General features: G+C 69.4%; 24 protein-coding genes. 11 read left to right on the forward strand and 13 right to left on the reverse strand.

What is annotated here, in order from left to right; all coding sequences use genetic code 11:
* Positions 1-26: 26 nt before the first annotated feature.
* Complete coding sequence (locus tag JOE64_RS09595) at positions 27-437, reverse strand: MarR family winged helix-turn-helix transcriptional regulator (RefSeq protein WP_204964042.1); 411 nt, start codon at positions 435-437, stop codon at positions 27-29.
* Positions 438-511: 74 nt separating this feature from the next.
* On the opposite strand from JOE64_RS09595, the gene JOE64_RS09600 reads away from it, so the two are divergent.
* On the forward strand, positions 512-883 hold the full coding sequence (locus JOE64_RS09600) for a VOC family protein (RefSeq protein WP_204964043.1): 372 nt from the start codon (positions 512-514) through the stop codon (positions 881-883).
* A gap of 4 nt (positions 884-887) precedes the next feature.
* Here the strand turns inward: JOE64_RS09600 and JOE64_RS09605 are convergent, their stop codons facing one another.
* From JOE64_RS09605 to nrdH, 5 genes are all read right to left on the reverse strand, one after another.
* A complete protein-coding gene (locus tag JOE64_RS09605; RefSeq protein ID WP_204964044.1) occupies positions 888-1,358 on the reverse strand; it encodes a DUF3817 domain-containing protein in 471 nt (156 codons plus the stop codon).
* Positions 1,359-1,578: 220 nt separating this feature from the next.
* A complete protein-coding gene (gene nrdF / locus JOE64_RS09610; protein ID WP_204964045.1) occupies positions 1,579-2,559 on the reverse strand; it encodes a class 1b ribonucleoside-diphosphate reductase subunit beta in 981 nt (326 codons plus the stop codon).
* Positions 2,560-2,589: 30 nt separating this feature from the next.
* Complete coding sequence (gene nrdE, locus JOE64_RS09615) at positions 2,590-4,746, reverse strand: class 1b ribonucleoside-diphosphate reductase subunit alpha (RefSeq protein WP_204964046.1); 2,157 nt, start codon at positions 4,744-4,746, stop codon at positions 2,590-2,592.
* The gene (gene nrdI, locus JOE64_RS09620; protein WP_204964047.1) at positions 4,728-5,159 is read right to left on the reverse strand and encodes a class Ib ribonucleoside-diphosphate reductase assembly flavoprotein NrdI; all 432 of its coding nucleotides are present in this window, start codon (positions 5,157-5,159) and stop codon (positions 4,728-4,730) included. The genes nrdE and nrdI overlap by 19 nt, the downstream gene beginning before the upstream one ends.
* Position 5,160: 1 nt before the next feature.
* Complete coding sequence (gene nrdH, locus JOE64_RS09625) at positions 5,161-5,394, reverse strand: glutaredoxin-like protein NrdH (RefSeq protein ID WP_204964048.1); 234 nt, start codon at positions 5,392-5,394, stop codon at positions 5,161-5,163.
* Between the two features lie 395 nt (positions 5,395-5,789).
* Between nrdH and JOE64_RS09630 the strand changes: the two genes are divergently transcribed.
* A complete protein-coding gene (locus JOE64_RS09630) occupies positions 5,790-7,013 on the forward strand; it encodes an MFS transporter (RefSeq protein ID WP_204964049.1) in 1,224 nt (407 codons plus the stop codon).
* Between the two features lie 18 nt (positions 7,014-7,031).
* On the opposite strand, the gene JOE64_RS09635 is transcribed toward JOE64_RS09630, so the two are convergent.
* A complete protein-coding gene (locus JOE64_RS09635; protein WP_204964050.1) occupies positions 7,032-7,436 on the reverse strand; it encodes a pilus assembly protein CpaE in 405 nt (134 codons plus the stop codon).
* Between the two features lie 179 nt (positions 7,437-7,615).
* On the opposite strand from JOE64_RS09635, the gene JOE64_RS09640 reads away from it, so the two are divergent.
* From JOE64_RS09640 to JOE64_RS14695, 4 genes are read left to right on the forward strand one after another with little or no spacing between them, the layout of a single operon-like run.
* Positions 7,616-8,776, forward strand: a complete 1,161-nt coding sequence (locus tag JOE64_RS09640) for an acyl-CoA dehydrogenase family protein (RefSeq protein ID WP_271202516.1) — start codon at positions 7,616-7,618, stop codon at positions 8,774-8,776.
* A 52-nt stretch (positions 8,777-8,828) separates the two neighbouring features.
* The gene (locus tag JOE64_RS09645; RefSeq protein WP_271202515.1) at positions 8,829-9,422 is read left to right on the forward strand and encodes an RNA polymerase sigma factor; all 594 of its coding nucleotides are present in this window, start codon (positions 8,829-8,831) and stop codon (positions 9,420-9,422) included.
* The gene (locus JOE64_RS09650) at positions 9,388-10,473 is read left to right on the forward strand and encodes a CU044_5270 family protein (protein WP_204964052.1); all 1,086 of its coding nucleotides are present in this window, start codon (positions 9,388-9,390) and stop codon (positions 10,471-10,473) included. The genes JOE64_RS09645 and JOE64_RS09650 overlap by 35 nt, the downstream gene beginning before the upstream one ends.
* Positions 10,467-10,598 (forward strand): hypothetical protein, encoded by a 132-nt coding sequence (locus JOE64_RS14695; protein WP_271202514.1) that lies wholly within the window; start codon positions 10,467-10,469, stop codon positions 10,596-10,598. The genes JOE64_RS09650 and JOE64_RS14695 overlap by 7 nt, the downstream gene beginning before the upstream one ends.
* A gap of 80 nt (positions 10,599-10,678) precedes the next feature.
* On the opposite strand, the gene JOE64_RS09655 is transcribed toward JOE64_RS14695, so the two are convergent.
* Positions 10,679-10,951 carry a metal-sensitive transcriptional regulator gene (locus JOE64_RS09655; RefSeq protein ID WP_204964053.1) on the reverse strand — a complete coding sequence of 91 codons (273 nt, stop codon included), beginning with the start codon at positions 10,949-10,951 and terminating at the stop codon, positions 10,679-10,681.
* Between the two features lie 46 nt (positions 10,952-10,997).
* Here JOE64_RS09655 and JOE64_RS09660 point away from each other — a divergent pair, with 46 nt between their 5' ends.
* Genes JOE64_RS09660 through JOE64_RS09670 form a run of 3 tightly spaced genes read left to right on the forward strand, consistent with a single transcriptional unit; the run spans position 10,998 to position 13,204 of the window.
* Positions 10,998-12,269, forward strand: a complete 1,272-nt coding sequence (locus JOE64_RS09660) for a DUF445 domain-containing protein (RefSeq protein WP_204964054.1) — start codon at positions 10,998-11,000, stop codon at positions 12,267-12,269.
* Positions 12,270-12,322: 53 nt separating this feature from the next.
* Positions 12,323-12,670: a gamma-glutamylcyclotransferase family protein gene (locus tag JOE64_RS09665; protein ID WP_204964055.1), complete on the forward strand. Its 348-nt coding sequence runs from the start codon at positions 12,323-12,325 to the stop codon at positions 12,668-12,670.
* A gap of 60 nt (positions 12,671-12,730) precedes the next feature.
* Positions 12,731-13,204 (forward strand): SixA phosphatase family protein, encoded by a 474-nt coding sequence (locus tag JOE64_RS09670; RefSeq protein ID WP_204964056.1) that lies wholly within the window; start codon positions 12,731-12,733, stop codon positions 13,202-13,204.
* A gap of 81 nt (positions 13,205-13,285) precedes the next feature.
* Here the strand turns inward: JOE64_RS09670 and hutH are convergent, their stop codons facing one another.
* A complete protein-coding gene (gene hutH, locus JOE64_RS09675; protein ID WP_204964057.1) occupies positions 13,286-14,866 on the reverse strand; it encodes a histidine ammonia-lyase in 1,581 nt (526 codons plus the stop codon).
* Between the two features lie 52 nt (positions 14,867-14,918).
* Between hutH and JOE64_RS09680 the strand changes: the two genes are divergently transcribed.
* Positions 14,919-15,710 carry an IclR family transcriptional regulator gene (locus tag JOE64_RS09680; protein ID WP_271202513.1) on the forward strand — a complete coding sequence of 264 codons (792 nt, stop codon included), beginning with the start codon at positions 14,919-14,921 and terminating at the stop codon, positions 15,708-15,710.
* Positions 15,711-15,728: 18 nt separating this feature from the next.
* Here JOE64_RS09680 and JOE64_RS09685 read toward each other — a convergent pair whose 3' ends face one another.
* A complete protein-coding gene (locus tag JOE64_RS09685; RefSeq protein ID WP_204964059.1) occupies positions 15,729-16,208 on the reverse strand; it encodes a YbaK/EbsC family protein in 480 nt (159 codons plus the stop codon).
* Between the two features lie 70 nt (positions 16,209-16,278).
* On the opposite strand from JOE64_RS09685, the gene JOE64_RS09690 reads away from it, so the two are divergent.
* Entirely contained in the window at positions 16,279-16,950 is a 672-nt protein-coding gene (locus JOE64_RS09690) for an AMP-binding enzyme (RefSeq protein WP_271202565.1), read from the forward strand.
* 78 nt (positions 16,951-17,028) lie between these two features.
* Here JOE64_RS09690 and JOE64_RS09695 read toward each other — a convergent pair whose 3' ends face one another.
* The 3 genes from JOE64_RS09695 to JOE64_RS09705 form a co-directional block, all read right to left on the reverse strand.
* Positions 17,029-17,595, reverse strand: a complete 567-nt coding sequence (locus tag JOE64_RS09695; protein ID WP_204964060.1) for an NADPH-dependent FMN reductase — start codon at positions 17,593-17,595, stop codon at positions 17,029-17,031.
* 151 nt (positions 17,596-17,746) lie between these two features.
* Positions 17,747-18,790 carry a LacI family DNA-binding transcriptional regulator gene (locus JOE64_RS09700; protein ID WP_204964061.1) on the reverse strand — a complete coding sequence of 348 codons (1,044 nt, stop codon included), beginning with the start codon at positions 18,788-18,790 and terminating at the stop codon, positions 17,747-17,749.
* An 89-nt stretch (positions 18,791-18,879) separates the two neighbouring features.
* Positions 18,880-19,686: a creatininase family protein gene (locus JOE64_RS09705; RefSeq protein ID WP_204964062.1), complete on the reverse strand. Its 807-nt coding sequence runs from the start codon at positions 19,684-19,686 to the stop codon at positions 18,880-18,882.

The following is a 19,686-nucleotide window of genomic DNA, read 5'->3' on the forward strand; positions in this document are numbered from 1 at the left end:
GGTCGGACGGTGACCGGTCAGCCAGGTCAGACGATGCCGGCGCGGATGCCGTCGAGGGAGGCCGCGACGTTCGGCAGGCGCTGAGCGAGCGCGTCGTCGAGCTGGAAGAGGCGGTCGCGCGCCTCCTGCAGCACACGCGCGCCCTTCGCCGTCACGTGCAGGTCGCTGGCGGCACCGGCGTGCGCCGTGGCATCCTGCACGAGCCCCTCGTCGACGAGACTGCGCACCGCGGTGTGCGCGGATTGCACGGTGATGTGCGAGCGACGGGCGAGCTCCGAGAACGAGATTCCGGGTTCGGCGTAGACGTGACCGAGCAGTCCGAACTTGCGCGTCGTGATCCCGAGGTCCTTGAGAATCGCCGCCAGTTGGCCCTCCCACATCGCCGACACCGCGAGCAGCGCGATGACGGGGCTGAAACGGGGGGCGTCCTGACTCATGCGCCAATGTTAGCGAGGCGTTCCCTGTGTCGGCGGCTCGCCGTACCGTGATTTCCCGAGGGAGGGATCACAACATGGACTGGAGAATCGAGCTCATCTTCGTGCCGGTGACCGATGTCGACCGCGCGAAGGAGTTCTACACCCGGATCGGCTTCCATGCCGATGTCGACGTGACACCCGAGCCGGGGGTGCGCTTCGTGCAGCTGACGCCGCCGGGTTCGGCCTGCTCGATCGCGATCGGGGCGGGGCTGGGTTCGCAGGTGCCTCCGGGCACGCTCGATGTGATCCAGGTCGTCGTTCCCGATGCCGACGCAGCACTCGCCCACCTGCGCGAGCTCGGTGTCGAGGCGGAGGGCGTCGACGAGCAGGATTGGGGGCGGTTCGTCCGTTTCACCGATCCCGACGGCAACCGCTGGGCGCTGCAGCAGCTCGTCCCCTACGACTGAGGCGTCACGCTTTGGTGCCGCCGGGAGGGCCGATCAGCAGCAGCGCGGCGAACAGGGCCGCGACGAGGACCAGGATGCCCCCGACGAGCACCCACGGCCGGCGCAGGAACCACGCGAGCGGCGCGTCGTACCAGCGGCGCTCCGCATCGAGCGTGGCGGAGCTTTCCGTGCGCCATTGTCCGTCGAGCAGGCCGCGGCGGTGCAGCCAGATCTCGGCCGGGACCGTCGCATAGGGGACGATCGCAGAGACCAGCGCGGCCGCCGTCGGGCCGACGCGCCAGCGGTTGTTGAGCGCGACGAGGACGACGGTCGCGCCGTAGGAGAGGAACACGAAGCCGTGGATGCCTCCCCCGATCGTGACGGCCGGCGCCCAGCCGGTCGTGGCGCGGACGATGAGTCCGGCGATGAGGAGCGTCCACGACACGGCTTCCGCGAAGGCGAGCGTGCGGAACAGGGTGAGGGGTGCACGGAACATACCTTCAGCCTACCTGAAGCAGGTGTTCGGACCGACACAGCGTGATCGAGATGACACACGCCGACGGTCGAAGCCGTCCGTCGCGTCCGCAGAGCGGACGGCCTGCTGACTCGGTTCACCTCACCGGTCGAGAGACGGGACGAGAAAGGCCCGGACCCGCAAGGATCTGCGGGTCCGGGCCTATGCTCGGCTTCTTACCGGAGCCGGGCTGAGATCACTCTCAGAAGTCCCAGTCGTCGTCCTCGGTCGCGACGGCCTTGCCGATGACGTACGACGAGCCCGACCCGCTGAAGAAGTCGTGGTTCTCGTCGGCGTTCGGCGAGAGCGCCGACAGGATCGCGGGGTTCACGTTCGTCAGCTGCGAGGGGAACATCGGCTCGTAACCGAGGTTCATGAGCGCCTTGTTCGCGTTGTAGTGCAGGAACTTCTTGACGTCCTCGGTCAGGCCGATGCCGTCGTACAGGTCCTGCGTGTACTGCACCTCGTTGTCGTAGAGCTCGTACAGCAGCGAGAAGGTGTAGTCCTTCAGCTCGTCGCGCTCGGGCTGCGTGAGCTTCTCGAGCCCCTTCTGGAACTTGTAGCCGATGTAGTACCCGTGCACGGCCTCGTCGCGGATGATGAGGCGAATGATGTCGGCCGTGTTGGTGAGCTTCGCCTTGCTCGACCAGTAGAGCGGCAGGTAGAAGCCCGAGTAGAACAGGAACGACTCGAGCAGGGTCGACGCGACCTTGCGCTTGAGGGGTTCGTCGCCACGGTAGTAATCCATGACGATGTGGGCCTTCTTCTGCAGGTTCGGGTTCTCGACCGACCAGCGGAAGGCGTCGTCGATCTCGGGCGTCGAGCACAGCGTCGAGAAGATCGACGAGTAGCTCTTCGCGTGCACCGACTCCATGAAGGCGATGTTCGTGTACACCGCCTCCTCGTGGGGCGTGATCGCGTCGGGAATGAGCGACACGGCGCCGACCGTGCCCTGGATCGTGTCGAGGAGCGTCAGCCCCGTGAACACCCGCATCGTGGTGGTCTGCTCTTCGGGGGTCAGCGTCGCCCACGACTGGATGTCGTTGGACAGCGGCACCTTCTCGGGCAACCAGAAGTTGTTCACGAGGCGGTTCCACACCTCGAGGTCCTTGTCGTCCTGGATGCGGTTCCAGTTGATCGCCTGGACGTGGTCGATGAGCTTGAGCGGCTCGGAGGGAGTCATGTTCTCTTCTCTTGATTCCGGATCAGAAGGTCACAGCATGCACGAGACGCACTCGGCCATGTCGGTGCCCTCGAGCGCCAGCTGCCGCAGGCGGATGTAGTAGATCGTCTTGATGCCCTTGCGCCACGCGTAGATCTGCGCCTTGTTGATGTCGCGCGTCGTGGCGGTGTCCTTGAAGAACAGCGTCAGCGACAGACCCTGGTCGACGTGCTGCGTGGCGGCGGCGTAGGTGTCGATGACCTTCTCGTAGCCGATCTCGTACGCGTCTTCGTAGTACTCCAGGTTCTCGTTCGTCATGAACGGGGCCGGGTAGTAGACGCGCCCGATCTTGCCCTCCTTGCGGATCTCGATCTTCGAGGCGATCGGGTGGATCGACGACGTCGAGTTGTTGATGTACGAGATCGAGCCGGTCGGCGGCACGGCCTGCAGGTTCTGGTTGTAGATGCCGTGCTGCTGGATGGATGCCTTCAGCTCGCGCCAGTCGTCCTGCGTCGGGATGTGGATGCCGGCGAACAGCTCCTGCACGCGCGCGGTCCGGGGAACCCATTCCTGCTCGATGTACTTGTCGAAGAACTCCCCCGACGCGTAGGTCGAGTCGGCGAAGCCGTCGAAGGCGGTGGCGCGCTCGATCGCGATGCGGTTGGACGCGCGCAGCGCGTGGAAGAGCACCGTGTAGAAGTAGATGTTCGTGAAGTCGATGCCCTCGTCCGAGCCGTAGTGCACGTGCTCCCGCGCAAGATACCCGTGCAGGTTCATCTGGCCGAGGCCGATCGCGTGCGAACGGTCGTTGCCGTCCTCGATCGAACGGACGGAGCGGATGTGGCTCTGGTCGCTGACCGCAGTGAGCGCGCGGATCGAGGTCTCGACGGTGCTCGCGAGGTCCTTGCCGTCCATTGCGAGCGCGATGTTCATCGACCCCAGGTTGCAGGAGATGTCCTTGCCGACCTGGCCGTACGAGAGGTCCTCGTTGTAGGTCGTGGGCGTGTTGACCTGCAGGATCTCGCTGCAGAGGTTGGACATGTTGATCCGACCCTTGATCGGGTTGGCCTTGTTCACCGTGTCCTCGAACATGATGTACGGGTAGCCCGACTCGAACTGGATCTCGGCGAGGGTCTGGAAGAACTCGCGCGCGTTGATCTTCGTCTTCTTGATACGAGCGTCATCGACCATCTCGCGGTACTTCTCGGTGACCGAGATGTCGCCGAACGGCACGCCGTAGACCTTCTCGACGTCGTAGGGCGAGAAGAGGTACATGTCCTCGCCGTTCTTGGCGAGCTCGAACGTGATGTCGGGGATCACGACGCCGAGCGACAGCGTCTTGATGCGGATCTTCTCGTCGGCGTTCTCGCGCTTCGTGTCGAGGAAGCGCAGGATGTCGGGGTGGTGCGCCGACAGGTAGACGGCGCCGGCGCCCTGGCGTGCGCCGAGCTGGTTGGCGTAGCTGAAGCTGTCTTCGAGCAGCTTCATGACGGGGATGATCCCCGACGACTGGTTCTCGATCTGCTTGATCGGCGCGCCGGCCTCGCGGATGTTCGAGAGCAGCAGGGCGACGCCGCCGCCGCGCTTGGACAGCTGCAGAGCGGAGTTGATGCCGCGGGCGATCGACTCCATGTTGTCTTCGATGCGCAGCAGGAAGCAGCTGACGAGCTCTCCGCGCTGGGCCTTGCCGGCGTTCAGGAATGTCGGGGTCGCCGGCTGGAACCGGCCCGAGATGATCTCGTCGACGAGCCGCTCGGCGAGACGCTGGTCACCGTCGGCGAGCCCGAGCGCCGTCATGACGACGCGGTCCTCGAAGCGCTCGAGGTAGCGCTTGCCGTCGAAGGTCTTGAGCGTGTAGCTCGTGTAGTACTTGAAGGCGCCGAGGAACGTCTCGAAGCGGAACTTGGCCGCATAGGCGCGGTCGTTGAGGCGCTGGATGAACTCGAACGGGTACTTCTCGAGCACCGCGCCTTCGTAGTACTCCTTCTCGACGAGGTAGTCGAGTCGCTCCTTGAGCGAGTGGAAGAACACCGTGTTCTGGTTGACGTGCTGCAGGAAGTACTCCCGCGCCGCGCGCTTGTCGGCGTCGAACTGGATCTTGCCGTCGTCACCGTACAGATTGAGCATCGCATTGAGGGCGTGATAGTCCATGCCCTCGAAGCGAGCCTCGGTCTTGAAGGTCGCCTCGGTCACTGCAGCTTCCACCATCGTTCCAATCCGTCGCTCACTCTCGCGACGTCGTCGGGCGTGCCGAACACTTCCAGCCGATACAGGTGCGGCACGGTGCACTTGCGGCTGATGATGTCACCGGCGAGGCAGTAGTCCTCGCCGAAATTCGTGTTGCCTGCGGAGATCACTCCGCGGATCAAGCGGCGATGCTTCTCGTCGTTGAGAAAACGGATCACCTGTTTGGGAACCGCGCCCTTCTCCTCACCTCGCCCCTGGCCGCCCCCGTAGGTCGGGGTGACGAGCACGAACGGCTCGTCGACCTCGATCACAGGGTCGGTCGGCAGGAGCGGGATACGGAGGGCCGGCATCCCGAGTTTCTCGATGAAACGCGCGGTGTTGCCCGACACGCTCGAGAAGAAGACGAGCAGCGGGGCGCTCGTCAATGTCGGCATGTCAGACCAGACGGCTCGCGAGCTCGGCGATCTTGTCGGGACGGAAGCCCGACCAGTGGTCCTCGTCCGTGACGACGACCGGCGCCTGCAGGTAGCCGAGCGACTTCACGTGCTCGAGCGCGGCGGCATCCTCGGACAGGTCGAGAACCTCGTAATCGATGCCCTTCGAGTCCAGTGCCCGGTACGTCGCGTTGCACTGCACGCACGACGGCTTCGTGTAAACCGTGATCGCCATATCGATCCGTTCTCCCCTCAATCTCAACCTTGGTGTTCGGCAGTGGCCCGCCGGGAGTCCAATACTACATATGGGTACGGACACCTGGGCGCACCACAAGGGCTAGTAGTTACATCCGTGTAGTTTTTCACCGCTCTCCCCAGGTACAACACATGTTGTCCACCGTTTCATCCACAGAAGACCGACTATCTCGCAGGCCGGAAAAGGCCGGGATCACCAGGGTTTCGACGCCCTCCGCGGCATCCATCCACAACACGCACGCTAAAGCCGCCCCCGGACATCGATGCGGCTGTGGAAACTCCTCCTCGGCGTGTCGCGGCGTGTCTGCCGTACGCGGCATCCGGCGACATGCGGCATGGCGAACAGAGCGTCCGCCGCGGGGGTACCGTGGAGAGGTGTCGGCCTATCGTGATCTGCTGCGCACCCCGGGGGTCGCTCGCATCATCGCCGCACAGCTGACCGCGCGCTTCCCGAACGGGATGACGAGCCTCGCGATCCTCCTGCACGTCGAACAGCAGACCGGCACGTACGGCGCAGCCGGCCTCGTGCTCGCCGCCGCATCGATCGGACAGGCCACGGCCGGGCCCGTCACGAGCCGGTGGATGGGCATCTGGGGCATGCGCCGTGTGCTGACCCTCACCACCAGCGTGTGCGTGGCAGCCGTGCTCGCGCTCGCCCTGGTGCCGATGGGCGTCGCCGGATACATGGTGTTCGGGCTCATCGCCGGGCTGTCCACCCCGCCCGTGCAATCGGCCGTACGCACGATCTACCCCAAGATCGTCAACGCACGCCAGCTCACGCCCCTGTTCTCGCTCGACGCCAGCCTGCAGGAGATCATCTGGATCCTCGCGCCCGTCGTCATCACGATCGTCGCGACGCAGGTCGGCACCGTCGAAGGGCTTCTGCTCATCGCGTTCATCCTGGTCGCGGGCGGGGCGTGGTTCATCCTCTCCCCCGAGGTCGGGCGCGTCCGCATCCCCCGCAGTCGGCGCGGCTTCGGCCGCGTCCTCGGAAAACCCGTCGTGCTGCTGGCGACCGTCATCGGCTTCCTCCTCATCGGAGCCTGCTCCGCCGTCGAGGCGGCCGTCGTCGCGACCTTCGGCCACGGCGGACTCGAAGCCGGCCTCGTCCTCGCCGTCTTCTCGGTCGGAAGCCTCGCGGGCGGCCTCGCCTTCGGGCACATCCCGATGGGTCCGTGGGCGATGGCGCGCCGGCTGAGCGTCGTCGCGGTCGGCCTCGTCATCGCCGTCTTCGTCGTGGGCGACATCGGCCCCTCGACGCCGTGGTGGGTGGGCGCGTGCCTGGTCGTCGCGGGCATCGGGGTCGCCCCCGCGCTCGCGGTGATGTTCGCGATGACCTCGGCCTCGGTGAAGTTCAGCGAGACCGCCGAGGCCTACGGCTGGATCGGCACCGGTCAGCTCATCGGTGCCGCGCTCGGCTCGGCCGCGGCCGGCTTCCTCATCGACGGCGTCGGTCCCGCGGGAGCGTACGGGGCCGCAGCATGCTTCGCGATGGTGGGCGCGATCGTCGCGACCGCCTTCGTCCGCGGCTTCCCCGACCTGCGCGGCCGCGACGCGAGTCCCATCCCCGACACCGAGCCGGTTCCCGTCATCACCTGACCCGCGGCGGGGCCCCCGTCACGCGATGCGCGCGAGCACGTGCAGGAGAGCGAGCGCATAGGCATCCGCGGGTTCGGGATGCTCGAACACGGAGCGCTCCCCGGCGAACTCGATGTCGACCCGGAACGTGTCCGGCAGCCGCACGAGCGCCCGAAACGCGCCGCGCAGCAGCTCGCGCAGCTGATCTTCGCGGGGCAGCCACAGGGCGTCCTCGAGGGCGACCGAATCGAGCGCCCACTCGGTCGTGCCGTTGAAGGCGAGAATCGTGCCGGTCGTGTAGCGCCGCGGCTCGATCGTCATCTCGCTCACCGTGAAGACGTCCGCCTCGAACTCGGGCTCGTCGAGCTGGAACCGGTCGCCCGAGGCAGGATGCCAGGCGAGGCCGGCCTCGCGCAGCGCCAGAGCGAGCTCGGTCGAGATCATGTCTCCATCCTGCCCCGCGCGCTGCACACCGGGGCGGCCCGAACTCCTCCAGCTGACGACGCGCGGTAGCGACAGCCCCCGCGGCACCGCGCCGACCGTTCCGGTGCGACGGCGGGATGGAGGAGTCCGGACCACCCGGCCGAGGCCCTGGCCGGTGCGGGCAGGGGCAGGATAGAGGGGTGAGTGCATTCGACCCGGCCGCGTACCTGCCCGATGACCTGCTGGAGCGCATCCGTGCGCGTGCGGCGGCGGTCGATCGCGACAATGTCTTCCCCGACGAGGATCTCGCCGAGCTGCGCGCCGCCGGCTACCTCGCCGTCCTCGTGCCGCAAGAGCTCGGCGGAGCGGGCCTCGGCCTCGCCGAGGTCGCCGTCCTGCAGCAGCGGCTCGCCGGTGCCGCCCCGGCGACCGCCCTCGCGATCAACATGCATCTCGTCTGGACGGGCGTGGCCAAGGTCATGGCCGATCGCGGCCTCGACGCGCTCCGCTTCGTGCAGGAGGGCGCCGTCGCGGGCGACGTCTTCGCGTTCGGAATCAGCGAGGCGGGCAACGACCTCGTGCTGTTCGGCAGCGACACCGCCGCCGTCCCGGCCTCCGACGGCTCCTACGCCTTCACCGGCACGAAGATCTTCACCTCGCTCGGTCCCGTCTGGACGCAGCTCGGTCTTCACGGGCTCGACACGACCGACCCGGAGAACCCGCAGATGGTCTACGCCTTCGTCCCGCGGACGGATGCCATCGTCACCCGGGACGACTGGGACACGATCGGCATGCGGGGCACCCAGTCACGCACGACCGAACTGCACGGCGCCGTCGCAGCGGCCGATCGCGTCGTCCGCCGGGTCGCGCCGGGCCCGAACCCCGACCCGATCGTGTTCGGCATCTTCAGCGTGTTCGAGGTTCTCCTGGCATCCGTCTACACCGGCATCGCCCGGCGGGCGCTCGACCTCTCCGTCGCCGCCGCGAAAGCGCGCACCTCGAAGAAGACCGGCCGCCCGTACAGCGACGATCCCGACATCCGGTGGCGCGTCGCCGAGATGGCCCTCGCCTACGACGCTCTGCCGCCGCAGATCGCTGCGGTCGCCCACGACGTCGACGGGTGCGCCGACCGCGGCGCCTTCTGGTTCCCCGCGTTGTCGGGGCTCAAGCACCGCGCCGTCGTCGCGGCGAAGCAGATCGTCGACGAGGCCATGCTCGTCGGCGGCGGGTCGTCGTACTTCGCCCGCAACGAGCTGAGCCGCCTCTATCGCGATGTGCTCGCCGGCATGTTCCACCCCTCCGACCCCGAGTCGGCGCATGCCACCGTCGCCGCCGCATGGCTCGGACCGGTCTCCGGCTGAGCCGGGCGCCGGGCATCCGTGAACCCGATCCGTCGGGATGAGCAATACGGATGTGAGCACAGACAACGAGGTGATCGAGCGATCCGCCGGCGAACCCGGCGCGTTTGCGACGCTCTACGACCGGCATGCGCGCGCGATCTACCGCTACGCGGCGCAGCGGATCGGCGATGATCGGGCCGAGGACGTCCTGTCCGAGACCTTCCTCGTGGCCTTCGAGAAGAGAGCCGTCTACGACCTCGCCGTCGTCGACGCCCGCCCGTGGCTGCTCGGGATCGCGACGCGTCTCCTCCGCAAGCACGTGCGGGTCGAGGCTCGGGCCTGGAAGGGGATGGTCGCCGACCTCGCCGCCCGGCTCGCGACCGATCAGATCGATCAGGCGGGAGCGCGCGTGGACGCCGCACGGCGCGTGCGGAAGCTGGCGGGGGCGCTGCGTGGGCTGTCGCCGGCGGATCGAGACACGCTTCTCCTCTATGCCTGGGGCGACCTGGACTACGCGGGGATCGCCGACGCGCTCGAGGTGCCGATCGGCACCGTGCGCTCACGACTGAACCGGGCGCGCCGTCTGCTGCGGAATGCAGCGGGCACGTCCGACACCGAACAGGAGACAGAGCATGGACGAACTGACCCTGCTGCGCAGCACGCGTAGCGATGCCGAACCGCCGCGCGACGTCCTCGACCGGGGGCGCGCCGCGCTCCTCGCGCGAGCGGCGCAGACCGACGGGCCGCTCCCGTCGCCGACCCGCCGCCCGCGCCGCGCCCGTCGACTCACGATCGGAGGCCTCAGCGCACTGGGGGCCGCAGCGCTCGTCACGGGCCTCGTGGTCACCGACCTCGTCGGCCTCGCGGGGTGGCGCGGCGGCGCGGATGCCGCGGCGGCCGCCGTCCTCGAGGACGCGAGCGTCGCGGCGATCGACACCGTCGACCCGGTGGTCGCGCCGGGTCAGTACCTGTCGGTGCACACGCGCGCCGTGCACCGGATGACCGGCCAACGCGGCGACATCACCGCGACGTTCCAGTACCTCGCCGACGACACGCTCTTCGTCCCCGCCGACCGCGCCGACGACTGGGTGTGGGATCGCGGGCCCCAGTCGGTCGCCGCGACGTTCGGGCCCGACTCGCAGGCCATCGCCGACGCCTGGCAGGCGGAGGCGCCCGCGGACGCGATCTCCGGCGGGGACCTGCTCCGCGCACCGGCGGGCGCGTTCTACGGAGGCAGCCCCGACGCGGGCTTCGACGACATCGGCGCGCTCCCGCGCGATCCGTATCGTCTGCTCAACCACATCTACCGGGTGACGCTCGGCTCCGGGCCCTCCCCCGACACCGAGGCGCTGGTCTTCCTCGCCGACCGCCTGCGGATCGGCGACGTGCCGGCCGACCTGCGTTCGGCGATGTACCGCGCGGCGGCGATGATCCCCGGCGTCGCCCTCGTCGACGACCAGGCGACCCTCGACGGCCACCGCGGGGTCGCGATCGGCCGCGATGAGCCGGCGTGGGGCAGCCGCATCGAGATCATCATCGATCCGGCCACGGGCGCGTTCCTCGGCGAGCGGGAGACGCTGCTGCGGAGCCAGGACGGGATTCCGGCGGGCACGATCGTCAGCTGGACGGCCGTGACGACCTCGGTCGTGGACGCCGCACCCGACGGCGGGACGCCGTGCGGACGGATGGCGGACGAGTCGACGAGCGGACGGTGCTGACCGTGGCGCGCGGCGAAGCGGCGGCATCCCTCGGCGACGGATTCGGCGTCGGATACGGTCCCGCCGATGTCGTCCTCCCGCCGACCGAGCCGATCGCGGTCCCCACGGCACCTGCCGGGCGATGATGCCGAGGGCATCCGGTGCGCACGTCGGCGCCGGGTGCCCTCGCCGCGTCGCGCGGCGCTCTCCACGGGCTCAGCGGGTCTCAGCGGGTCTCGAGGTCGTACGCCTTCAGCAGTTCGGTCACGGCGCGGTCGCGCTCCTCGCCGCCCTCGGCGAACATGTGGGCGACGTGGGTACGCAGATGGTTCTCGATGAGCAACTTGTCCAATGACGCGAGAGCTTTCTGCACCGCCCGCGACTGGGCGATGATGTCCATGCAGTAGTCCTCGTTCTCGATCATCTTGGCGAGCCCGCGCACTTGCCCCTCGAGGATGCTCGTGCGGTGCAGGGCGCGCTTCTTGATGTCGTCGATCACGCGGTCAGGATACGCCGCCGCGGGAGCGTCGTGACACACTGGCGGGATGCCACGCACCCCGACCGAACTGCTGAGCCCCGCCGATCAGGAGCGCCGACGGTCTCTGCGCGTCATGAAGGGAGTCGCCCTCGGCGCGCTGGTCGTCATGGCGGTGCTGTTCGTGATCGCGTTCGTGACGCAGGAGCGGATCCCCGCGATGGCCTACGTCCGGGCCGCCGCCGAGGGCGGGATGGTCGGCGCGCTCGCGGACTGGTTCGCGGTGACGGCGCTGTTCCGACACCCCCTCGGCATCCCCATCCCGCACACCGCGATCATCCCGAAGCGCAAGGACGAGATCGGCCGTAGCCTCGGCGAGTTCATCGAGACGAACTTCCTCGCAGGAGAGGTCGTGCGCGCCAAGCTCGAGTCGACGCCGATCGCCGCGACCGCGGGCGCGTGGCTGCGCGATCCGGAGCATGCGGAGCTCGTCTCGCGGGAGGCGTCGACGATGGCCGCCGGCATCTTGCGTGCCCTCAGCGACGACGAGGTGCAGGACCTCATCAGCGACCTCGCCCGCGAGCACCTGCTGAGCCCGGAGTGGGCGCCCACCCTCGGCGGCTGGCTCGAACGCGTCGTCGACGCCGGCGCCCATCACGGTGCCGTCGACCTCGGCATCGACAGCCTCTCGACGTGGCTGCGCACCAACCGCGACTCGTTCTCGGGACTGGTGTCGCGCCGCCTGCCGTCGTGGGTGCCGTCGGTGGCGATGCGGCTGGTCGACGACACCGTCTACAACGAGGCCGTGAAGTTCGCCGCCGCCGTGCAAGCCGACCCCGAGCATCCCGCACGTCATGCGATCGACCGGTACCTCTCCCGGCTCGCGGAGAACCTGCAGCACGACCCCTCGACGATCGGCCGACTCGAAGACGCCAAGAGCGCCGTCTTCGACAGCCCGCGCGTCCGCGAGCTCGCCGCCGAGGCCTGGAACACCGCCAAGGCGGGTCTGCTCGCCTCGCTCGCCGATCCCGACAGCGCACTGCGCCGCCGCGGTGTCGCGGCCCTGCGCGAAGTGGGCGACCGGCTCGCGACCGATCCGACGCTGCAGTCGCGCGTGGATCAGCGCGTCGCCGATGCCGCGGTCTTCGTGGTCGACCGCTACCGCCACGACATCGCGTCGATCATCACCGACACGGTCGAGAAGTGGGACCCGGCGGAGACGACCGAGAAGATCGAGCTCATGGTGGGTCGCGACCTGCAGTACATCCGCCTGAACGGCACGGTGGTGGGCGCCCTCGCCGGCGTCGCGATCTTCGCGATCGCACACGCGTTCCTCGGCTGACCCACGGCGCGGGCCTCTCGCCGCGTTCACGACGCCGGGGGTACGGTGAAGGCGTGAGCGAGCACCCCGTCGAGCAGCTGCTGTTCACCTACGGCACACTTCAGTACGCCGAGGTGCAGCTCGACACGTTCGGACGGCTGCTCGCGGGTGAGCCCGACACGCTCCCGGGATACACGATCGACTACGTCGACATCGAGGATCCGCGTGTCGTCGACGTCTCGGGCCACTCCGTCCACCCGGTGATCCGTTTCACTGGAAACCCCCGCGACAAGGTGGTGGGGCGGGCCGTGCACCTGACCTCCGATGAGTTGGATGCCGCGGACGAGTACGAGGTCTCGCTCTACCGCCGTGTGCGGGTCGCGCTCGCCAGCGGACGCGAGGCCTGGGTGTACGTCGGATGACTTCGCCACGCCCACGCGCACGCGACCACGCCCCGATGACATCGAACGAAAGGAGTCCGAGTGACGACTCTCGTCCTCGTCCGCCACGCCAAGAGCGACTGGGGCGACCCCGGTCTGGACGATCATGATCGCCCCCTGAACACCCGCGGCATGCGCGATGCACCGACGCTCGCCGCTCGCCTGGCCGACTCCGGGTTGCGACCCGATGCCCTGCTGTCGTCGACAGCACTGCGGGCACGGACCACGGCGGGCTTCTTCGGATCCGCTCTGGGCCTCGACGTCGAACTCGATCCGGATCTCTACGGTGCACCGGCCTCGGCGCTGCTCGCGGCCGCCGCAGCGCGCTCCGTCGACGGTGTCATCGTCGTCGCCCACGACCCCGGCATGACCGTGCTCGCCGAGCGTCTGTCGGGCGGCGGGATCGGGCACATGCCGACGTGCGCCGTCGCGACGTTCCGCTGGAGCACTCCCGACTGGGACGTCGCCACCTCCGTCGATCCCGACGAATGGACGTTCGACAGCCCCCGAGGCTGAGCCAACGCCGCCCGGGGCAAGCGGGTGCAGCCTGGGCGGCCCGGGCGACCCCTGCTGCCCCTGCGGCCCGATCGACCGGCGTCAGGCGGACACGACGACATCCGCCGCGCGCGCGATCTCACCCGACAGCACGAGCGCGGTGGCCGTCTCGATGTCGGGGCTGACGACGCGATCCGCGCCGGGTCCGTCGATTCCGGCCGCGCGCACGCGGTCCCGCACGGACGCCGTCGCCGGCGCGGGCTCCAGCGGCGCACGCAGATCGAGGGCGCGGCATCCCGTCACGATCTCGATCGCGAGCACCCGTGCGAGCCCGTCGATGCCGCGACGCAGTTTGCGCGCGGCCGCCCAGCCCATCGAGACGTGGTCCTCCTGCATCGCCGACGACGGGATCGAGTCCACCGAGGCGGGCACGGCGAGTCGCTTCAGCTCCGAGACGATGCCGGCGGCGGCATACTGCGCGATCATGAGGCCCGAATCGACGCCGACCTCGTCGGCGAGGAACGGCGGCAGCCCGTGGCTGCGGGTGCGGTCGAGCGCCCGGTCGGTGCGGCGTTCGGAGAGGGATGCCACATCGGCCACGGCGATCGCGAGGAAGTCGAGCACGTAGGCCACCGGCGCACCGTGGAAGTTGCCGTTCGATTCGACCCGTCCGTCGGGGGTGACGACGGGGTTGTCGACCGCCGCGGCCAGTTCGCGCGAGGCGATGAGCGCCGCGTGGGTCGCGGTATCGCGAGCCGCGCCGTGCACCTGCGGCGAGCAGCGCAGCGAGTAAGCATCCTGGACGCGCGTGCAGACGGCGGGATCACGGTGGCTCGCCATGATGGGCGATCCGGCCAGCAGCGCGCGCAGCCGGGCGGCCGAGTCCGCCTGGCCGATCTGGGGGCGCAGCGCCATGAGGTCGGCCGCGAACACGGCGTCCGTGCCGAGCTGACTCTCAACCGACAGGGCGGCGGCGATGTCGGCGGTGTCGAGCAGCACGCCGAGGTCGTGGAGGGCGAGCAGCAGCATGCCGAGCATGCCGTCGGTGCCGTTGATCAGGGCGAGCCCCTCCTTCTCCTGCAGGACGAGGGGCGCGATGCCGGCGGCGGCGAGGGCGTCGTATGCCGCGACGAGCGCTCCTGACCCGTCCCGCACGTCCCCCTCGCCGATCGCCGCGAGCGCGACGTGCGAGAGCGGCGCGAGGTCGCCCGAGCATCCGAGCGACCCGTACTCGCGCACGATCGGCGTGATGTCGCTGTTGAGCATCGCCGCGTAGGTCTCGACGACGATGGCGCGCACGCCGGTGCGTCCGGTGGCGAGGGTCTGCAGACGCAGCAGCATGAGGACGCGGATGACCTCGCGCTCGACCTCGGCGCCCGTGCCCGCGGCGTGCGAGCGGATGAGGCTCGCCTGCAGCTGGCGACGCCGCTCCGGAGCGATGAAGGTCGTCGCGAGCGCGCCGAAACCGGTCGACACGCCGTAGTGGGGCTGGGGGTCGTCTGCGAGCCGCTCGATGAGCGCGCGCGACGCCGCGACCGCATCGAGCGCTGCGGGCGAGATCGCGACGCGGGCACCGTTGCGCGCGACCGCGACGACCTCGGCCGGTGTCAGGGGATGCTCCCCGATCGTGACGGTGACGGGGGTGCGGACGGATGCGGGCTCGAGCACGGCGGAGGAGGTCATGATCCGATTCCATCGCGACCCGTTCGATGATCCGGCGGTCTCGTGCGATCCTGTGTCTGTGATCCCAGACATTCACGATCCGGGTGCGGCTCGTGCGCCGCAGGTCCCGGCCGCGGATCAGACCCTGCGCATCCTGTCCTTCCTCGCTCGGCAGCGCGGCCCGGCCGCGGCGCACGCGATCTCCGATCACCTCGGCATCCCCCGATCGAGCGTCTACCACCTGCTCGCCGCGATGGCCGCGCACGGTTTCGTCGTCCACATCGCCTCCGAGCGCCGCTGGGGCCTCGGGACGGCAGCGTTCGAGCTGGCCGGCGGCTACACGCGCCAGCAGCCCCTCGCCCGTCTCGGCCGCCCGCTCGTTTCGGGGCTCGCCGATCGCGTCGGCGAGAGCGCGCACCTCGCCGTTATGACGGGGCGAGACGTCCTCTACATCGTCGAGGAGCGCGCGCCACGGCGCCCCGCGCTCGTGAGCGAGGTGGGTGTGCGCCTCCCCGCGCATCTGGCGGCGACGGGCCGCGCCATGCTCGCCGCGCTGCCGCGAGAGCAGGTGCGGGCACTGTACCCGGATGCCGCGACGTTCGCCGACCGCACCGGCCGGGGCCCGCGGCGCCCGAGCGAACTGCGCGACGTGCTGCGACGCACCAGGCAAGACGGGTACGCGAGCGAGGACGGAGAGGTCACCCTGGGGTTCCGCTCGATCGGTGTCGCCGTCCTCGACCACACCGGATGGCCCGTCGCCGCACTCGCGGTGACGTGGGAGGCCGCGGCCACCGCCCTCGCCGGCGCGTCCGTCGCGCCGGCGGTGCGCAGCGCCGCCGATGAGCTCTCTCGGCGCCTGCGCTGAGAACGATCGGACGCGCGCTCAGTCGACGCGCGCGATCGTCCCGCCGGTGAGGGCGACCAGTTCGTCGAATGTCAGGGGGAAGACCGTGTGCGGGGTGCCGCCGGCGGCCCAGATCTCGGGGAACGCGGCGAGCGCCTCGTCGACGACGGTGACGAGGCGGGTCGGATGCCCGGTCGGCGCGACGCCGCCGATCGCCTGCCCGGTCGCTTCGCGCACCTGCTCGACCGAGGCGCGCGCGATGGTTCCGCGGCCGATCCGCGCGGCGAGCGCGACCGTGTCGACGCGGTGCGCGCCACTGGTCATGACCAGCAGCGGATCGCCATCCGACCAGAACACGAGGCTGTTGGCGATCGCCCCCACCTCGATCCCGAGGGCGGCCGCGGCGAGAGCGGCCGTCGACGCGGCATCCGGCAGCACGACGATCTCCCCGCCGACACCGGCTGCGCGCAGGGCGTCGTGGACGAGTCGACTGCGTGCGGAAAGGCTCTCTGCGCTCATGCTCACACCTTAGCCAGGCCGTCCGCCGCCCCCGTTCCGCCGACGCACCCTCGACGGCGACACCGCCGAGCTGGCGGGGCGTCGCCTCGGTGCCCGCATGATGCAGGGGTACGGCATGAGCGAGCTGAGCCCTGTCTCGCATGCGATGCCGTACACGCGCGACGACGTTCCGGTCAGCTCGGTGGGGACGATCCTGCCGAACATCGTCTGCAAACTGGTCGACACCGCCTCGGGCGAAGAGATCACCGAGGTCGAGGCGGAGGGCGTGACCCGACCGGGCGAGCTCTGGGTGAAGGGGCCGAATGTGATGCTCGGCTACCTGAATCGGCCCGAGGCCACCGCGGAGACGATCGACGCCGATGGATTCCTGCACACCGGCGACATCGCCGTCTATCACGAGGGCGGCTACTTCTCGATCGTCGACCGGGTCAAGGAACTGATCAAGTACCACGGCTACCAGATCGCCCCGGCCGAGCTCGAAGCCCTTCTGCTCGGCCATCCGCAGGTGATGGATGCCGCTGTCATCGGCGTCCTCGACGACGAACGCGAGGAGATCCCGAAGGCGTTCGTCGTCGCGGCGCCCGACTCCGGCCTCACCGCCGAGGAGGTCATGTCGTTCGTCGCCGAAAACGTCGCACCGTACAAGAAGGTGCGGAGGGTGGAGTTCGCGGACGCGATCCCGAAGTCGACGTCGGGAAAGATCCTCCGGAAGGACCTCCGCCTACGGGAGCAGGGCGCCTGAGCCACGCTCGCGGGCGGATTCCGAAGAGGGCCCCGTCTCGGCAGAAGACGGGGCCCTCTTCATCGTGCGATCAGCGGGTCACTCGACCGGGCTGAGGCTCTTCGCGATGTGCGTGTGGACGGCCTTCAGCCACGACAGCAGGAAATCGGCGGTCGACTCGTCGGTGACCTGGCCCTCGTCGTCGATCAGTCCGTCGCGCAGGTGGATGTACGCCTCGGGCTGCGAGAGCTCGGGAGAGGCGAGGAAGGAGAGGATCGACCGCAGGTGCTGCTGCGCGACAGCCGTGCCGATGGCGCCGACCGAGGCGCCGATGACGGCCGACGGCTTGCCGGCGAAGCTGTTGTCGCCCCACGGACGGCTCGCCGTGTCGAGAGCGTTCTTCAGGACGCCCGGAACGGAGCGGTTGTATTCGGGAGTGACGATCACGACGGCGTCGGCCGACTCGATCGCGGACTTGAACTCGGCGGCCTCGGCGGGAATCGCACCGTCGTTGTCGTACGAGTAGAAGGGCAGACCCTTGATCGGGATCTCGGTGAGCGCGAGGTCGGCCTGAGGTGCGAGAGCGATGAGGGCCTTCGCGAGGCGACGGTTGATGGACTCCGTCGCGATGGAGCCGATGATGACGCCGACGTTGTAGGTGGTCATGAAGAACGAGCCTTTCCGAGAATCGATTCAGGTGCATACATACTACCCGCGTATGCGAGACGCGACTGGGCACCGAGAGGTGAAACGTCGGTGACATCCGATCGAATTCCTTCGCACGACGGATGCATGCGGCGTCGCCGCGGCGAGAGCGTCACGCGCCGTCACGCCGCGTGGATTCGCCCTCGACCAGCGCGACGGGCAGCACCCGCGCCGAACCGTATCCCGGGGCGTGGGCTCCGTTCATGGCTTCATCGAGGAGCTCCATCGCCCGGGCGGCGATGCCCGGCCAATCCTGACGGATCGTGGTGATCGTCGGCGAGATGCGCTGTGTCCACGCGATGCCGTCATAACCGCACAGCAGCAGATCGCCGGGAATCGATCGCCCGGACTGCTGGGCCTCGAACAGGGCGCCGATGGCCTGCATATCGCTCAACGCGAAGACTGCATCGACGTCGGGCGCCTCTTCCAGCAGCTCCGCCATCCCCGCCTGGCCGCCGTCCATGCCGTAGGCCGACCCGGCGATGGTGACCGCCGACGCCGGTACGCCACGATCGGCGAGACCCGCCAGAAAACCGTCGCGGCGCTCCTGAGTGGAAGGCAGGTAGCCGTTGCCACCGACGAGGCCGAAACGCGTGCCCCCCGCATCGACGAGGTGGTGCGCGGCCGTCCGCCCGCCTCCGAAGTTGTCCGAGCGCACCGATCCGGCGATCAGCAGCGAATCCGCGGGCTCATCGCACGTCACGATCGGCACCGGCGACGCGGCGAGCCGGTGCAGGCCCGACCGCGGCGGCCGGGAGGGCGAGACGATGATGCCGTCGGCGCTCTGCACGAGGGTCTCGAGAGCCTCGAGCTCCTGGTCGGGCTCATACCCCGATGACGCGAGGACGATCGACCAGTCGCGAGAGGTGCCCTCCTGCTCGAAGGCGTGCGCGAGCTCGGCGTACGCCGGGTTGCGGACATCGGGCAGCACGATGCCGACCGTGATCCGATCGGTGCGGGCGCGCCCGCGCGCCGATCCTGAGCGGGAGTATCCGAGGCTCGCCGCCGCTTCGAGGACGCGCTCGCGCAGCGCGACGCTCACGCCACGACGGCCGCTGAGCGCGTTGGATGCCGTGGCGAGCGATACTCCCGCGGCGGTGGCGACCTCTTGAAGCGTGGGTGTGCGAGTTCCTGAGTCTGCCTGCGTGTCGTCCATCGCCCCTCCTGCTGCGAGCCCGCCCGCCGGGCCGATACCCACCCCGTCCCGAGTGTAGGGGAGGCTCCGACCGCTCCCCCGCTGTGCGCTCATTCCAGCTCCGCTCGCAGCCGGGCGATCTCGCGAAGGACGTCGGCGAGCGCGAGACCCTGCGCATGCAGCGCCTCACGCCCCCACTCCGCCGACGCGCCGGTGGGATCACCGATCGTGCCCGATGCCGATACGTCGCGTGTACGCCACGGCAGCGGGACGGCACCGAACAGTCCCACGCTCGGAGAGACGGCGCCCGTCGCGAGGGCATCGATCCGGTCGATGCCGTCGGCCGCGGCGAGCGGCAGCCGCACCGCAGCGGGGTGGAGGGCCAGCAGCACGCTCGTCTCGTAGAAGCCGGCGTGCACATCGAGGTCGGCGCGGCCCATCTGGTCGGCGAGCGCCGCCGGCAGGGGCAGGCTGGGGCCGTGCACCGAGACGGCGAGAACACCGGTCTGATCGCGGATGTCGCGGGCGACCACCTGCAGCAGCTCGGGATTGCCGCCGTGGGCGTTGACGAAGACGAGGGTGCGGATGCCCGCCGCGGCGACGGAGCGCGCGATGTCAAGACACACCGCGAGCAGGGTCGTGGACGACAGCGTCACCGTGCCGGGAAAGCCGGCATGTTCGGGCGACAAACCGTAGGCCAGCGTCGGGAGCATCCAGAGCGATGGGGCATCCTCGTCGCCCGATGCGGCACGCGCGTGCACAGCGTCTGCCGCGGCCTCGGCCAGCGCGGTCGCGATCAGCGCATCCGTCGTCAGGGGAAGGTGCGGGCCATGCTGCTCGGTCGCGCCGATGGGTTGCACGGCGATGCCGCCGGCGGCGGCGATCGCCGTGACGTCGGGCGACGTGGGGTCGATCAC

Source organism: Microbacterium dextranolyticum (assembly GCF_016907295.1).
In the GTDB taxonomy this organism is placed as follows: Bacteria; Actinomycetota; Actinomycetes; order Actinomycetales; family Microbacteriaceae; genus Microbacterium; species Microbacterium dextranolyticum.